Source organism: Amycolatopsis minnesotensis, from assembly GCF_039529815.1.
Taxonomy (GTDB): Bacteria; Actinomycetota; Actinomycetes; order Mycobacteriales; family Pseudonocardiaceae; genus Amycolatopsis; species Amycolatopsis minnesotensis.
In genome coordinates this window covers 1-16,863 of the sequence record NZ_BAAANN010000078.1, presented here as the reverse complement: position 1 = coordinate 16,863, position 16,863 = coordinate 1, and the positions used below count along the sequence as shown (strand labels likewise).

Genomic DNA, 16,863 nt, shown 5'->3' with positions numbered 1-16,863 from the left:
TTTGCGATGGCAGGGCGCCAACCCACCCAACTGCCACACACGCTGGAAGCCGCGCCCTGGCAGCGCAAATTCTGACGACCGATAAACAACACAGCCGAAAATCCAGACATCAGTCACCAAAAGTGCTGTTACTGCGCGTAATTACCCGACGAAAGTCGATGGTTTTCCCCCATCCGGGAGGGAGAGAGTGGTGCTCTGGATTTCTCTGCGCAACTGAAATCGGGAGACCACATGAAAGATCGTGCAAGCACTCCTGGCCGGGGGAGCCGGAGGCCGGTGGTGATCGCCGCGCTTGCCGCGAGTACCGCGCTCGTGGCGGCGGCCTTCACGGCGCCCGCGCAGGCGGCACCGGTGCCCACCGGCGGGCATCCGCCGTCGAAGCACCACTTCTCGGCGGCGGCGGAGTCCTTCGTCGGCGCGAACACCGTCGGCCAGCGGGTGGACAAGCTGGAGAAGGCGATGGCCGCGCTGCCGCCGGAGAGCGGCGCCTACAACGCGACCAAGCTGTGGAACGCGGGCATCACCGGCGCGGGTTCCACGGTGGCGACGCTGGTTTCGTTCGGTGACGACCACGCCAAGGAGGTGCTCGACCAGTACTCGCAGAAGCACGGCCTGCCGCCGGCGAACCTCGAGGTGATCGAGCCGTCCGGCGCGGTGCCCGCGTGCACCGATCCGGGGGTGGACACCAAGGCGTGCCAGAGCTGGGGTGGCGAAACCGACCTCGACATCACGATGATGCACGCGATGGCGCCGAACGCGAAGATCGTCATCGCGGCGACCCCGGTGGCCGAGACGCAGGGCTTCACCGGCCTGCCCGAGATGATGCACGCGGTCGACTACATGACCGAGCACAAGCTGGCGGACGTCATCTCGATGAGCTTCGGCACCACCGAGGAGAACTTCCCGTCGTTCGAGTCGATCAAGACCCTCGACCCGGCGCTGGAGCGGGCGAGCAGGGCGGGCGTCACGATGGTCGCGTCCTCCGGTGACGACGGCCCGACCGGCGGCTACCTCTACGGTCCCGGCAACTACCCGTACCGGGTGGCGAGCTGGCCCGCGAGCGATCCGAGGGTGACCACGCTCGGCGGCACGCAGCTCCACCTCGACGCGAACGGCAACCGCACCGCGCCGGACGACCTGGTGAACGTGGCCGACAACGGGTTCGGCGAGGGCGCCGGGCTGTCGAAGGCCTACGCGCGTCCGTCGTGGCAGGACGGGGTCAAGAAGGCCACCGGCTCGAAGATGCGGTCGTTCCCGGACATCAGCATGGAAGGCGTGCACGGCACTTCGCAGTCGGCGCCGCTGTTCGCCGGGGTGCTGGCGCTCGCGGTGCAGGCCAACCACGGCAGGCTCGGCCAGATCAACCCGGCGCTGTACACGAAGCTCGGCCCGCTCGGCGAGAAGGCTGGCATCGTGGACGTGACCAAGGGCGACAACAGCCAGGACGGCGTTGCCGGTTTCACCGCGGCGAAGGGCTTCGACGTCGCCAGCGGCTGGGGCACCGTCGACGCCTCGAAGTTCGTGCCCGCACTGGTGAAGGCAGTCCACTAGCGACTGTCCACTAGAGACGGAAAGAGGCGGGGCACGTCAACGCGCGCCCCGCCTCTTCACGTCAAGCGGTTACTGGATGCGCAGCTTGGGCCAGGTCTGGTCCCACGGCTTCAACCGTCCCGTGTAGAGGGTGGCGAACCCCGGCGCGATCGGCTCGCGGCCCGCGAAGGCCGTCGCCATCTTCGGGTTTTCGCTGCCGAAGTACAGCACGCTGTCGGCGGACTCCGGCGGGTGCCCGAAGTAGTAGTACGCGCGGTGCCCGCTGTAGGCCCTCGGCAGGCCGCGCTCCTCGTGCCGCAGGTCGATGCTCGCCGCGAACACGTAGCTGTCGGTCATGATCGCGGTGTGCGCGCGCTGTTCCGGCGGGAGCGACTGGTACAGCTCCCCCATCACCTGCGAGACCTGGTCGAGGCTGGTGTCGCCCTTCAGGACGGCGGCGGCGGTCGCGGGCACCAGCGGCAACGACTCCGGCAGCTTCCCGGCGACCGAGGCGGGGTAGATCGGGATCGCGATCAGGGACTTGGCGATGGACACCGCGGCGAGCGCCCCGCCCGCCCATTTCAGCGCCACCGGCCAGCGGATCTCCTGCAGCCCCACCGCGCCCGCCGCGAGCGGCAGCGCGTAGAGCGCGTAGACGTAGTAGGCGCGCCCGGAGCCGATCAGGAACGCGATCACCAGCCCGATCACCACCACGCCGAGGTAGCGCCAGTGCGCCTGCGAGCGGACGCCGAGCAGGCGCGCCAGGCCGAACAGCGCGAGCGGGGCGCCGAGGAACCAGCCCGCGCCGGACAGCGCGTCCCACAGGAACTGGCCCGCGCCGGGGAACTCCTTCGCCACGACGTCGCTCATCTTCAGGTACGGCCAGTCGTTGCCCGCCTGCCACCACAGCGTCGGCAGGGTGGCGACCACGGACACCAGCGCGCCGAGCCACAGCAGCGGCCTGCGCACGAGTTCGCGCGGGCCGAAGGCCAGCGAGCTCACCGCGACCGCGATCCACAGCGCCGCCACCAGGAACTTCGTCTCCAGCGAAAACGCCGTTACCACGCCTGCCCAGAACAGCAGCCAGTCGTTGGCGGCGCCGTCGCGCCGTTCGCGGGTCCAGCGCACCAGCAGGAAGATGATCAGCGCCCAGAACACCGGGTCGACGGTGTAGGTGGCCAGGTAGTGCCCGGCGGTCGTGGTGCCTGCCAGCGCGTAGGCGAGCGCGGCGGCCGTCTGCGCGAACCGGCGGCCGCCCAGCTCGCGCGCGATGAGCGCGGTGAGCACGATCGCGCCGACCGCGGCCAGCGTCGCCGGGAGCCGCAGCGCGAGCAGCGAGCCGGGGAAGAGGTGGTCCATCGTGCCGGCGAGGAACGGCACCAGCGGCGGCTGGTCGAAGTAGCCGAGTGCGAGGTGGTCGCGGCCGGCCACCACGAAGTATGCCTCGTCGAAGAAGTAGCCGTAGTTGCGGCTGGCGATCAGCAGCAGCGCGCCCGTCACTCCGGCGACGAGGAACACCGGCAGCCTGGCGAACGCGGTGCGAGTCGCCGGTCCAGGCGTGGTCAAGGTGTCACCAGTAGTAACCATGCCGACCATTACAACAGCGCCCGCGAACGGCCCGATACCACATCGAGTCGTCGATGTGATCAACTAACGTTGTTCTTCCCGCGTGCCGCCACAACTTTGTTGGACAGATCTCGCCGATTGGTTTGAGACCTCCCCCGATTGGGTAATACCGGCTTCCCGGTCACCCTGCCGGGACAACTTTCGTTGCGGGCGCGGGGAGGACGAACAAACGGTGTCGACAATTTCCGCGACCATGCCGACCAGGGTAAATGCCAGGACGCAGGCCACTTCCGGCACGACAACAAAATGATGCAGGCGCGGCAACTTTCGGCAGTCTCGCCAGCATTACTCCATTCAGTAACATCGACGGCAACGCAGATACGACGCAATCCCCCACTGGAGGCGTGATGGCTAAGAAGAAGGTTTCACTCCGTAACGGCGCTTCGGCGGCGGAAGTACTGGACGTCGCGCGTGCCGCGCTGGAGCGCAAGGACTACCTGTGGGTTCCGCAGGACTCCACGAAGGCGGAGGCGCACCAGGGCGGCAAGGAGGTCAAGCGCAAGGCGTTCACCTACAAGCTGCGCCTCGGCCTCGAGGTGCACGGCCGCGAACTGGTCATGCACAACATCTCCAACGGCGTCGGCATGTCCGGGCCCGGCGTCACCTGGGTCCGGCTCCGGATGGCCGGCGCCACCAAGGCGGTCAAGCACGCCCTGCAGGACGCGAAGCTCACCTAGGACCCGCGGGTCACGCCCCTGCGGAGGGCCCCGGCGGCCAGCGCCGCCGGGGCCGCCCGCCGGTCACCCCGGGAGCAGGTCCAGGGTGAACCGGTCGAGGCCGACCACCGGCGACGGGTTCTTCGGGTTCCCGCCGGTCGCGGTGACCGTCAGCCGGTGGGTTCCGGCGCTCAGCTTCACCTTCCCCGGCTTGACCTCGGCCACCTTCATCACGTCGTCCTGGTAGCAGTCGTACGGCTCGCCGACGGCGGTCCCGTCGACGGCGAGCCGCACGGGCGCGAAGTCCTCACCGGTGGCCCAGTAGGCGGTGAGGTCGTAGGACCCGGCGCGCGGCACGGTGAACGTGGAGGTGAAGTGGTCACCGGGTTTGGTCGGCCCCAGCACCGCGTAGGTGGTGTCGGACATGATCGGGTGGTTCGCGGCCAGCACCGACGAGCTCGTTTCCCGCGGTGGCACCAGTGATGCGCCTTCGACGACGAGCCGGGTGCCCGAAACGCCGGTGGCCGTCGGAGACGGGGCACTCGCGTTCCCCGCCGCGTCGATCGCGCGGACGCGGTAGTAGCGCTTCTCGCCGAGGTTGAGCGCGCGGTGCTGGAACGCCGTCCCCACCGTGGTGCCGACCAGGGTGCCCGGCGTGATCGGCACGTCGGGCCGGTCCGAGGCGTAGACCTCGTAGCGGTCCACCATCCCGCCGTTGTCCGCGGCGGGCGGCCACTGCAGGTTCACCGCGTTGGTGCGGTCCGTTCCCGCGGTCACCGGCCGCACCGCGGCGGGCGGCGCCTTGTCGGCGTAGGGCGGCACCTCGGACAGCACCCGGTACTGGGCGGCCGACCACGGCGCGGCACCCGGCGTCGGCTGCAGGCTCACCGTGACCCTGCTCTTGCCCGCGGTCACCGACGGCGGCAGCGCGAAGACGTCTTCGAGCCAGCGCGAATGTTCGTTCGAGCCAGCCTGCCGCCACGTTCCGACGGCCTTGCCGTCCACCAGCACGGTCGCGCTCTGGCCCGGTTTCTCCTGATCGCCGGTGCGGTAGAGGCGGACGCCGCGGTTCGCCGGGTCGACCGCGGCCGAAAAGGTGGTCGGTTTCGCCGACGTGCTGACGAGATCGGCGACCGGCGCGGTGTCCGCGGGGCCCTCGAAGGTGCTCGACCGCGGGCCGCCGGTCGCCGCGTCGCCCTGGAACCCGTGCGCGGCACGGCTCGCGCCGTCGCCGAGGTCGAGCAGATCGGTCTGGCGCAGCGCGGGCTGGTCCTGGCCGTACCAGAACGCGGTCCAGCTCTGCGCGCCCGGCTCGGTGTTGACCGGGCCGTGCTCGATACCGGCGTGCAGCGAGCCGGAGAACGAGATCGAGTCGGGCAGGAACAGCCTGCTCACCCCGGTGCAGATCGCCTTGCACCCGTCGCTTTCGGACTCGACGGCCGGGCTGCCGGTCAGCGGGTTGGAAACCGTGTAGCCGCCGAGGAAGTACCAGCCCGACTCGTAGAGGTCTTCGGTCCCGGTGCCCTGCCAGGCCGGCGTCGCCGCACCGTCCACAGAGAACCGTTCGTCGCCTTCGAGGTAGTCGTAGGCGTTCGCGGTGTCCGACGCGCCGCGGATCGTCTGCGTTACGCCGTAGAGCGTGCCGCGGCCGCGGGCGTCCAGCAGCGGGATGTCCTGCTTCGCCGGAACGTCGTCGGCCTGTCCGTGCGTGGCGCGGAAGTAGCCGATCGCGCCGGAGGCGAGCTGCCCGGCGACCGCGTCGTCGGCGACCGAGCTGACCTCGACCTTCGCGCCGGTGATCGGCACGCCGGAGGAGTTCACCAGCGACACCTTCGCGCCGCCCGCGTACGGCATCGGCCACCACGCGGTGTACCAGCCGTCCGGTGCCGGGTCGATCGCGCTCATCAGGCTGCGGGAGTCGAACTCTCCGAGCCCGCTGCCGAAGAACTCGCCGACCGGGGCGTCCACTGTGGTCCGGCCGCCGATGTCCACTTTGACCCTGGCGCCGGCCAGCACGGCGTCGGAGCGGGTGATCTCGGCGGGGTCGCTCGGGAACCGGTACTCGCGGAACCCCTGCCAGGTCTGGCCTTTGACGGCGTAGTGGTGGGACTGCTCGTCGCCGGGGTGCCACGCCCCGACCTCGAACCCGTCCGTGCGGGTCCACGAGTCGCCTGCCCTGCTGTGGATGTCGTAGCGGAATTCGGTGAACGGCGACTTGGCCTTGGTGGTGACGGTGATCGACGTCTTGCCCGCGGTGAGCGCGGCGGGCAGTGCGAGCTGGTCGTTCGCCCATGCCCCGGCGGGGGTCGCGGCGGCGCCGCGCCACTGCCCGGCGGGTTTGCCGTCGACGAGGACTTCGGCCTGCTGGTTCGCGACGCCGGAGTCGAGCTGCCTGGTCAGCCGCACACCGGTGTTCGCCGGATCGACGCGCGCGGTGAACGTGCTGGTCCCGCCGGCACCGAGCTGCCTGCCGTCGTCGTCGTGCCCCGGGCTCGGCACCACCTGCGGCAGCGCGACGCGCAGCTGGGTGATGCGGCCCGCGCCGCGGAGGTCCGCGAACGGGACCGCGGCTCCGTCGGCGATGTCGGATGTCCTGCGCGCCACCGTTTGCCGGGGGTCGATCGGCTTCGGGTCGCGGAATCCGTAGCCGCGCAACCGGTCGACGACGTCGAGCGCCTTGTCGGCGGGGTCGAACCGCGGCACCGTCGCGGGATCGGCGACGGCGCGGTAGTCGACGTGGTAGTAGCCGGGGGTCGTGTTCGCCGACACCCGCATCGAGGACCGGTAGGGCATCGGCACCTTGATCACCATGCCGCCCTTGGTGTCGTAGGTGTTGCCCACCAGCGGCCAGACGTAGGGCGCGCCGAGCTTGCCGTCGACGATGTCGCCGACCCTGCCCTCGAGCACGACCTTCCCGTCCAGTTCCACCTTGATCCTGGTGTCGGCGCGGGGCGGCAGCACGGGCGGGTCGTCCTGCTTCTTCGCGGTGGCCCCTTCTTCGCCGTCGTCCGGCGGGATGTCGCCGACGAGCCAGATCGAGGTGATCTCACCGGCACCGGCGCGGTCGGCGAGCACGCAGCCGTCGCTGTCGTCGCGGAGGCACGAATAGGTGCCGTAGCCGCCGTCGTCGTTCCCGCCCGCGCGGTCGTAGCTGGAGAACTGGCCGGTCTGCTCGCCGCCGCGCAACTGGGGAATGGCGTTGACGTCGCGGAAGGGGCCCCAGCCGAGGGACGGATCAGCGGCGGGAGCGGCCGACGCGGGAGCGGGCACACCGGCGACGGTGCCCGCCAGCACCGTGCCCGCCAGCAGCATGCCCGCCAGCATCGTGGCCGCGATCATCAGGCCCCTTCGGCGCCGCGAAGGGCGCACACCTGTCCGGCAAAGCATCGACGCATCTCCCCCAAAGAGTTCCCGTCGCGGTGACGGTGGCCGTCGTTGTTGAGCTGTGCGTCAGAATCGTACGAGGGGGGATGCCCGGTTCCTCACTGTTCGAGTGACGAATATAGGGACCTCCCTAGTTACCCCATCACTCAACGCAGTCATCCGCTGGCATGCCGCAAGGCTGTCCTGTCTGTTTCCTTAGTTCTTTTCCGCATGGGCTGTCCCGTGGGGCTCCGGCGCATTAGCTGACGGGTGCCAAGCCCGTCCATCGACCGGAGGAAGACCATGAAACCCCTCAAGAGCCCCCCTGTGCGGCGGAGGAGGACAGCGACGTTCGCCTCGCTGGTCCTGGTGGCCGGGCTGGTCGCCGGGGCGGCGAATCCCGCCGCCGCCGCTCCCGCGAGCGCACCGTCCGCTTTGGACACCGTCGTGCCGAAACCCGTTTCGGTGCAGGCGGATCCGAACGGCGCCTACAGCCTGCACCCCGGCACGGTCGTGTTCGCGCAGCTCGGCTCCGCCGACGCCGACCAGGCCGCGCGCCTGCTCGCCGAGAAGCTCCGTCCGTCCACCGGGTACCCGCTCCCCGTGGTGCCCGTGCCGGCGGGCATGCCCGCTCCCGGGATTTCGTTCCAGCTCACCCGCGACGCGGACCAGATCGGCGCGGAGGGCTACCGGCTCACCACGTCGCGTCAGGGCGTGCGGATCGAGGCCACCGGGCGCGCCGGGCTGGAGAACGGCGCGCAGACGCTGCGCCAGCTCCTTCCGTCCAAAGTGGAGTCCAAGGCCAAGCAGGCAGGCCCGTGGACGGTGCCCGGCGGCCGGATCGTCGACCGGCCCCGCTACGGCCACCGGGGCATGATGCTCGACGTGGCGCGGAACTTCGTGCCGCAGAACGAGGTCAAGGAGCTGATCGACCAGCTCTCCTACTACAAGATGAACACCCTGCACCTGCACCTGACCGACGACCAGGGGTGGCGGCTGCAGATCGACAGCTGGCCGCGGCTGGCGACCTACGGCGGCAGCACCAAGATCAACGGTGGTCCCGGCGGCTACTACACCAAGGCGCAGTACCGCGATCTCGTCGACTACGCGGCGAAGCGCAACATCACGATCATCCCGGAGGTCGACCTGCCGGGGCACACGACCGCGGCGCTGGCCTCCTACGCCGAACTCAACTGCGACGGCGTGGCACCACCGCTGTACACCGGTCCCGACACCGGCTTCAGCTCGCTGTGCATCGGCGCGAAGCCGACGGCGAAGTTCGTCGACGACGTCATCAGGGAGGTCGCGGCGCTGACACCGGGGCAGTACCTGCACATCGGCGGCGACGAGGCCAACAACACCAGCGCGCCGGACTACGCCGCGTTCATGAAGCTGGTCGAACAGACCGTGGCCAAGTACGGCAAGAAGATGCTGGGCTGGAACGAAAGCCTGCAGGCGACCACCCCGACCGCGTCGACCGGCCAGTACTGGTACCCGTGGACCGATGACGAGGAAACCCTGCAGAAGGCCAAGGAGGGCGCCAAACTGGTCATGTCGCCCGCGAACCGCTCCTACCTCGACATGCGGTACGCCGACGCCACGCCGCCGCTCGCTTCGCTGTGGGCGGGCGACGTCGAGGCGAAGAACGCCTACGACTGGGACCCGGACAAGGGAATCGACAACGTGCCAGCCGGGACGGTGCTCGGTGTCGAGGCGACGCTGTTCACGACCTTCACGCCCACCAAGGAGTCGCGGGAGTTCATGATGTACCCGAGGCTGCCGGAACTGGCCGAGGTCGGGTGGACGCCCGAAGCCGGGCGGAGCTGGGACTCGATCGCTTCGCGGCTGCCCGCGCAGGCGGAGCGGTGGAAGCAGTGGAACGTGACGTTCTACCCCTCGCCGCAGGTCAACTGGGGCAAGTGAGCCAGCGGGGCTCCCGGTCTTCGCGACCGGGAGCCCGTCGCTTCACGACTCTTCGATCACCTTTTCGATCACGTCGGCCGCGCGGGGCGCGCCACCGGCGTCGGCCATCGCCTTGCGCATCGCGGCGAGGTTCGCCGGGATCTCCCGGTCCTCGAGCACCTCGGCGACGAGATCCCGGATGGCCGTCGCGGTGACGTCCTCCCTGGAGATCGTCCTGCCGAGCCCGAGCTCCCGCACCCTGCTGGCGACCAGGTCCTGTTCGGTCAGCTTCGGCAGCAGCACCATCGGCGTCCCGGTGTAGACGGCCTCGGTGACGCTGCCCATTCCCGCGTGCGAAACGAAGACGTCGGTCTCGGACAGCAGCGAGAACTGCGGCACCCAGCGGTGCATCTCCACATTGGACGGAAGCTCGCCGAGCTCGTCGACGTCGACCTGGTTGCCGACCACGAGCACCACGTGCCACGGCGTGCCCGCGAACTCGTGCGCGCAGTCGGTGAAGAACTTCTGCTGGTCCGGGTAGGCGAACGTGCCGAACGCGATGAGCACGAGCGGCGCGCCCTCCGCCCTCGGCTTCGATGGCCGCCACGAGCCCTGGTGCGTCCGTTCCGTGAGGCAGGGCCCGACGAAGGCGTACTCGGGGCCGAAGTGCTCCGGGCCGACCTGGAACCGCTCGGGGAGGAAGACGAGGTTGGCCTTGACGGTCGACTCGTCCGCCTTGAACTCCTCCGGGGTCAAGTGGTCCAGACCAACTGAGGCCAGTGCCTCCACCATCGACGCGCGCTCTTCGGCGAGCGCGGAATGCCCGGGGTCGATGTCGGGGTAGACCGTCATGTACTCCGCGTACGGGTTGAACTCGGCCGAGTACACCAGCGTGGTGCAGAGCCGGATCGCCGGGCGGTTCCAGGCGAGTGCGGCGAGCCTGCCGGTGTGGAACGCGGTCAGGTCGTGCAGCACCAGGTCGGGCGGGTCACCGGCGAGCTGGTCGCGCACCTGCGCCAGCGGCGCGAGCCCCTCGTCGGTGATCGCCTTGATGGACAGGTGCAGCTCGTCGGACGTCATGTCGTCCGGCGCCTTCATCACCGTGTCGAGCGAGGACGGCACGGTGCCCTCGTAGACGATCGCCTCGGCGCCGACGGCGGCGACCGCGTCGGCGAACTCCTTCGTGGTCACGTAGGTGACGCGGTGGCCGCGCCGGACGAGTTCCGACACCAGCCCCAGCGTCGGGTTCACGTGCCCGTGGAAGGGAAATGTGAAGAACGCCAAGTGGCGCGGGTCGGTCACTGGTCACCACCACCATTTCGCCGGCCCGCGAAGGCGGGCGCAGGACAAGGATCCAGCGTCGATCAAAGCACCGGTGCCCTTAGGTTCGTCCCTAGTTTGTGCGCGCTTCCCGCATGCCATGAAGGGGGCCTTGAGGGAATCTGATGCCGCGAACCCGGCCTTCAGGGGTTGCGGCCCCGAAGGGGGCCTTGAGGGAATCTGACGCCGCGAAGGCGTCCTTCAGGGCATCGGAGTCACCAACTCAGCCCTTACAGAGCTGCGGCCCCCAGCCGCGCACGCCCCAAAGGCACCCTTGACGGAATCTAACGCCGCAAAGGCCACCTTCAGGGCATGGGAGTCACCAACTCAGCCCTCACAGAGCTGCGGCCCCCAGCCGCACATGCCCCAAAGGCACCCTTGACGGAATCTGATGCCACAAAGGCCACCTTCAGGGCATCAGCAAGCCCGGCCGCACGCCCGCGAAGGCGGAGAATGCGGCGTCAGATTCCCCGAAGGCGACCTTCGGCGCATGGGCGTGGCCGTGTCGTATGCCGCGTGGCGTCCTTCAGGGAATGCGCTGGGCCTCCCAAGCTCGCGCCTCCTCCCCGTTTCCGCGCACATGCCACGGCTGGGGCCCTCAGGGCGTCACAGTTGCCGGACCCAGGATTCCAGCGCCTCGGCCGTCGCTTCGGCGTGCTCTTCGACGATGGTGAAGTGGTTGCCCGGCACGTCGACCGCGGTGTGCGGGAGGTCCCAGCGCGCCTGCCAGTCCTCGGGCAGGCCGCCTTCCACCGGGGTGTCGAACGGCTCGGACGCGCGCATCAGCAGGGTCGGCGTGGTGATCTCCGGCGGGATCCAGTGCCCGAACAGGTTCATGTACCACGAGGTGGCGGTGAGCCGTGAGGTCGTCATCGGCGTCCACGTCCCCTCGCGCTCGAACATGCCCGCGTTGAGGTCGCCCTCGAACAGCCGGATGATGTCGTAGCCGTCGTAGTAGACGTCCAGCAGCGCGACCCCGGCGACGGTGTGCCCGGCCCCTTCCAACCGGTGGGTGATCGCGTGCGCCATGGTGCCGCCCGAGGACAGCCCCGCGAGCACCACGGGCCGCCCGTTCGCGCAGCGCAGCACCGCGGCCGCCTGCGCGTCGAGGAAGGTGTCGAGGTCTTCGGGAAGGGCGTGCCCGCGCTCGAAACCGGGCGGTTGCAGGACGGCGACCTCGCGCCGTCCGCGGAACCGCGCGGCCAGCCTCGCGTACTCGTGCACGCCGCCGATCGCGACGTAGGTGCTGAACAGGATCACCAGCGGTTCGGCCTCGCCCCTGGACAGCCGGACGGGCGGTTCGAGATTGGCTTCGGCGTCCGCGAGGGCGAACTTCGGCCGCAGGTCCGCCGCGTTCAGCAGCATCTTGTACCCGTCGGCGATGCGGTCCTGCTCCCAGGAGGCGCGGAAGAACGCGGCGAGCGTGTCGGCGCGGTCGATCTCGGCTGCCGCCGGATCGGCCGGGGTGCCGAGCAGGTCCCGCAGGTGCCGCACCAGCGCGGCGGGCGTCGGGTGGGCGAAGGCGAGGTCGGCCTGCAGGGTCAGCCCGGTCGCGTCGCCGAGCCGGGTGCGCAGCTTGATCGACATCAGCGAGTCGAACCCCAGCTCGGCCAGGTTCTGGTCCTCGCCGATCTCCTCCCCCGCCCGGAAACCGAGCACCGCCGCGACGTGGGTCGCCACCAGGCGGGGCACGTCGCCGTCGAACGGGGAGTCCGGTTCGGACGGTGCGACGGCGGCCGAAGTGGACGGTCGCGCCTCCGGCAGGTCGGCGAGCAGCGGCGACGGCCGGACGAAGGTGAACGCGGGCACGAACCGCGCCCAGTCGATGTCGGCGACGGTCAGGGTGGCGTCGCCGTCGTCCATCGCGCCGTGCAGCGCGGTGAGCGCGAGTCCGGGGTCCATCGCCCGGAGGCCGCGCTCCCGCAACGACTCGGCCGCGGCGCTGTCCCCGGCGAGCGTTCCCGGCCCGCCCCACGCACCCCACGCCACCGAGGTGGCCGGTACGCCGTCGTGCCGGAGCCGTTCGGCGTAGGCGTCCAGCCAGGCGTTGGCCGCCGAGTAGGCGCCCTGCCCGCCGCCGCCCCACACACCCGCGCCGGAGGACACCAGCACGAACGCGTCGAGTTCCTTGCCGGACAGCAGCTCGCCGAGGTTCCGCGCGCCGTCGACCTTGCCCGCCAGCACCTTTCCGACGTGCCCGGCGTCGATTTCGGTCAGCGGCGCCATGTCCAGCACGCCCGCGGCGTGGAACACCGATCGCACGTCACCGGTGCCCGGATCGGACAGCAGCGCCGCGAGCTGCTCGCGGTCCGCGACGTCGGCGGCGGCGACCAGCACTTCGCTGCCCAGTTCGCGCAGCTCGGCTGCCAGTTCGGCGACCCCGGCCGCGTTCCGGCCCCGGCGGCTGGTGAGCACGAGCCGTTCCGCGCCGTGGCGGGCCAGCCAGCGCGCGATGAGCGCGCCGACCCCGGAAACGCCGCCGGTGACCAGCACCGTGCCCGACGGGCGCCATGCGGCGTCCGTGCCCCGAGGTGCCGCGCGGACGAACCTGCGGACGAAGACACCGGACTCGCGCACCGCGAGCTGGTCTTCCTCCCCCGCCGTGGCGAGCGCGTCGCACAGCAGGTCGAGGACGTGCTCGCCGGGTTCCGGCGGCAGATCGGCGAGGCCACCCCAGCGGGCGGGCCGCTCCAGCGCGGCGACCCTGCCGAGCCCCCACAGCGCGGCGGCGTCCGGATCGGGCACCTCACCGTCCGATATGGACACCGCCGCCCTGGTCACGCACCACAGCGGGGTTTCCGACTCGGCCGCGGCCAGGTGCGCCGTCGCCACCAGCCCGCCGGTGTCGCGGGGGTCTTCGAGAGCGAGCAGGGAGAGCACCACGTCGGCCTCGCCGGGATCCGCACCGGGCGCGACGAGTTCCGGCTTCGCGCCGCGACGGGCCAGCCGGTCCACGATCGCGTTCGCCAGCGGGGTGTCCGTGCCCAGTACCGCCCACCGTCCGGAAAGGACGCTTCCGGGCGCGGTCGTGCCCGGCTTCCAGTGCACCCGGTAGCGCCACGTGTCAGGTGCGCCCGGTGCCGCGGTGAGCACCGGCGCGGTGATCTCCGGCCAGTACCGGACGCCCTGGAAGGCGTACGTCGGCAGCGGGGCGTGCGCGGTCTCGCCGGTGAACACCGTGGTCCAGTCGACGTCGATCCCGCTCACCTGCGCCTCCGCCAGCGCGGTGGCGACCCGGTCGAGCCCGCCCTCGTCGCGCCGGAGCGTCGAGGCGATCGCGACGCGGACGCCCGCGTCACCCGCCGTTTCCTCCAGCGCGCCCAGCAGGATCGGGTGCGGGCTGACTTCGACGATGCCGGTGGCGCCGTCGCCCAGCGCGCTGCGGACGGCGTCCCGGAACAGGACCGGTTCGCGGACGTTGCGCCACCAGTAGCCGGTGTCCATGGTCGCGGTGTCGATCAGCCCGCCGGTCACCGTCGAGTACATCGGCACCGTGCCCTGGTGCGCCTCGATCGAGGCCAGCTCGCTCAGCATCTCCTCGCGGAACGGGTCGAGCTGGGGCGAGTGCGCCGCGACGTCGACGCCGCGGACCCGCTTGTTCCGCACGCCTTCCGCGGTCAGCTCGGCCGCTAGTTCGTCGATCGCCGCGATATCACCGGAAACGGCCGAAGCGGCCGGGCTGTTGTCCGTCGCGACGGCGAGCTTGCCGCCCCAAGGCTCGATCCGGCGCGCCACCTCGTCGGCGGGCAAGGTGATGGCCAGCAGCGCGCCGAGACCTTCGAGCCGCCGCCAGACCTTGGCGCGCGTGGCGACGATGCGCGCCGCGTCCTCCAGGCTCAGCACGCCCGCCACGCAGGCGGCGGCGAGTTCGCCCTGGGAGTGGCCGATCACCGCGGCGGGGCGCACGCCGTGGTGCTTCCACACCTCGGCGAGGGAGACCATCATCGCGAACAGCGCGGGCTGCACGACGTCGATGCGGTCGAGCGACGGCGCGCCCGGCGTGCCGCGGAGCACGTCCAGCACCGGCCAGTCGATGAACTTCTCCAGTGCCGCGGCGCATTCGCGCAGGCGTGCGGCGAAGACCTCGGACGAGTCCAGCAGCGGTCCTGCCATGCCGAGCCACTGCGACCCCTGGCCGGGGAAGACGAACAGGACGTCCTCGACCCGGCGCGCGGTGCCGCGCGGCAGGTCCTCCGCGCCTCCGGCTGCCACTTCGTCGAGTCCGGCGAGCAGTTCGGCGCGGTCACGCGGAAGGAGCGCGAGGCGCCGTTCGAACGACGGCTTCGCCACCAGTGCGCGCGCGACGCCATCGAGGTCGAGTCCGGGGTGGTCGCGCAGGTGGTCGCGGAGCTTGGTCACCTGGGCGTCGAGCGCGGCGGCGCTCCTGGCCGACACCAGGCACGGCACGACCGGGCTGTCCGCGCCCGCGATCACCGTGCGCGGCGGCTCGCCCGGTTCACCGGATTCGGGCGCTTCTTCGAGGATCAGGTGGGAGTTGGTGCCGCTGATGCCGAACGACGACACCCCGGCGCGGCGCGGGCGGTCGCCCCGCGGCCACGGGCGCGCGGAGGTCAGCAGCTCGACCGCACCGGCTTCCCAGTCCACCCGCGAGCTGGGTTCGCTGACGTGCAACGTCTTCGGCAGCGTCTCGTGCCGCAGCGCCTGCACCATCTTGATCACGCCGGTGACGCCCGCCGCGGCCTGGGTGTGGCCGAGGTTCGACTTGACCGAGCCGAGCAGGAGCGGGCGGCCCGCTTCGCGGTGCTTGCCGTAGGTGGCCAGGAGCGCCTGCGCCTCGATGGGATCGCCGAGCACGGTCCCGGTGCCGTGCGCCTCGACCGCGTCCACGGTCTCCGGCGCCACCATGCCCCCGGCCAGTGCCTGGCCGATGACCCGCTGCTGCGACGGGCCGTTCGGCGCGGACAGGCCGTTGCTGGCGCCGTCGGAGTTGACCGAGGACCCGCGCACGAGCGCGAGCACCGGGTGCCCGTTGCGGCGCGCGTCGGAAAGGCGCTCCAGCACCAGCATGCCGGCGCCTTCGGAGAAGCCGGTGCCGTCGGCATCGTCCGAAAAGGACTTGCTGCGGCCGTCGGGGGCGAGCCCGCGCTGGCTGGTGAACGCGACGAACAGGCCGGGCGTGGCGAGCACGGTCACCCCGCCCGCGAGCGCGAGCGAGCAGTCCCCGGCGCGCAGCGCCTGCGCCGCGAGGTGGATGGCCACCAGCGAAGACGAGCACGCCGTGTCGACGGTGACCGCGGGCCCTTCCAGGCCGAGCGCGTAGGCCACCCTGCCCGACAGCACGCTGCCCGCGTTGCCGGTGCCCGCGAAGTCTTGCGCCTCCACGTCACCGGCGACGACACCCGCGTACTCGTGGTACATCATCCCGGCGAACACGCCGGTCCGGCTCTCCCGCAGGGAACGCGGGTCGATGCCCGCGCTTTCCAGCGCCTCCCAGGAAACTTCGAGCGTCTGCCGCTGCTGCGGGTCCATCGCGCGCGCTTCGAGCGGGGAGATCCCGAAGAACGCGGCGTCGAAATCGCCCGCGTCGTAAAGGAATCCGCCGGTGTCCGCGCAGGAAGTGCCGGGGTGGCCGGGGTCGGGGTGGAAGAGGTGGTCGAGGTCCCAGCCCCGGTCGGCGGGGAACGCCGAGATGGCGTCGCGCCCGTTTTCGAGGAGGTCCCAGAACTGCTCGGGGTCGCGGACCCCGCCGGGGAGGCGGCAGCCCATGCCGACGATCGCGATCGGCTCGGCCTGGCGGGATTCCAGCTCCCGCACCCGTTCGTTGGCGGCGTCGAGGTCGGCGACGACCCGCTTGAGGAAGTACCGGGTCCGGTCTTCAGTCGACATTGGCGTCTCCGTACCGTTTTCCGAGCATTTCGAACATCTCGTCTTCGCTGACGGTGCCGACTTCTCCGGTGTGCTGCGTGCTGCCGTGGCCCCAGCGGGACACCAGGTCGGCCATGCGCGCCATGGCCTTCGTGCGGAGCAGGTCGTCGGAGCCGAGTTCGGCGAGGACGCCCTCCAGCCGGTCCAGTTCGGCCATCACCGACTCGGCGGGATCGGCCTCCTCCGGCGCCAGCTCGGCCGCGAGGTGGTCGACCAGCGCCTTGGGCGTCGGGTAGTCGAAGACCAGTGTCGGCGGGAGCCGCAGGCCGGTCACCTGCCCGAGCCGGTTGCGCAGGTCCACCGCGGTCAGCGAGTCGAAGCCCATGTCGCGGAACGGGCGCTGGTCGTCGACCGCGTCGGATGCGGCCAGTCCCAGCACCGCCGCGGTGTGGGCGTGCACCGCCTGCCGGATCGCCCTGCCCCGCGCCACCGGGTCCAGGCCGGCGAGCGCGGCCTCCGGCTGGACGGCCGCGGCGGCGGTCTGGGCGGGGACGAGTGCGCGGTAGATCGGGGGCAGGCTCGCCCCGCGACCGCGCAGCGCGGGCAGGTTCAGGCGGGTCGCGAAGATCAACGACGTGCC

At 70.9% G+C, this 16,863-nt stretch carries 7 protein-coding genes and 1 pseudogene; 3 read left to right on the top strand and 5 right to left on the bottom strand.

All coding sequences use genetic code 11. From position 1 onward, the window contains the following. Positions 1-231 precede the first annotated feature (231 nt). Positions 232-1,551: a S53 family peptidase gene (locus ABD256_RS43310; protein WP_344432102.1), complete on the top strand. Its 1,320-nt coding sequence runs from the start codon at positions 232-234 to the stop codon at positions 1,549-1,551. Positions 1,552-1,620: 69 nt separating this feature from the next. On the opposite strand, the gene ABD256_RS43305 is transcribed toward ABD256_RS43310, so the two are convergent. Continuing rightward, positions 1,621-3,117, bottom strand: coding sequence for an ArnT family glycosyltransferase (locus ABD256_RS43305; protein WP_344432100.1), 1,497 nt, complete (start codon positions 3,115-3,117; stop codon positions 1,621-1,623). Between the two features lie 386 nt (positions 3,118-3,503). Here ABD256_RS43305 and ABD256_RS43300 point away from each other — a divergent pair, with 386 nt between their 5' ends. Next, entirely contained in the window at positions 3,504-3,833 is a 330-nt protein-coding gene (locus ABD256_RS43300) for a hypothetical protein (protein WP_344432098.1), read from the top strand. A gap of 63 nt (positions 3,834-3,896) precedes the next feature. Here ABD256_RS43300 and ABD256_RS43295 read toward each other — a convergent pair whose 3' ends face one another. Next, positions 3,897-7,151, bottom strand: coding sequence for a DUF2961 domain-containing protein (locus ABD256_RS43295; protein WP_344432096.1), 3,255 nt, complete (start codon positions 7,149-7,151; stop codon positions 3,897-3,899). Positions 7,152-7,502: 351 nt separating this feature from the next. Between ABD256_RS43295 and ABD256_RS43290 the strand changes: the two genes are divergently transcribed. Beyond that, positions 7,503-9,098, top strand: coding sequence for a beta-N-acetylhexosaminidase (locus ABD256_RS43290; protein ID WP_344432094.1), 1,596 nt, complete (start codon positions 7,503-7,505; stop codon positions 9,096-9,098). 42 nt (positions 9,099-9,140) lie between these two features. Here the strand turns inward: ABD256_RS43290 and ABD256_RS43285 are convergent, their stop codons facing one another. From ABD256_RS43285 to ABD256_RS43275, 3 genes and pseudogenes are all read right to left on the bottom strand, one after another. Beyond that, the gene (locus ABD256_RS43285; RefSeq protein WP_344432092.1) at positions 9,141-10,379 is read right to left on the bottom strand and encodes a macrolide family glycosyltransferase; all 1,239 of its coding nucleotides are present in this window, start codon (positions 10,377-10,379) and stop codon (positions 9,141-9,143) included. Between the two features lie 624 nt (positions 10,380-11,003). Next, positions 11,004-16,145, bottom strand: a pseudogene (locus tag ABD256_RS43280) (SDR family NAD(P)-dependent oxidoreductase); the annotation flags it as partial. Positions 16,146-16,233: 88 nt separating this feature from the next. Then, the coding region (locus ABD256_RS43275) for an acyl carrier protein (protein ID WP_344432088.1) at positions 16,234-16,863 on the bottom strand (630 nt) is incomplete at its 5' end.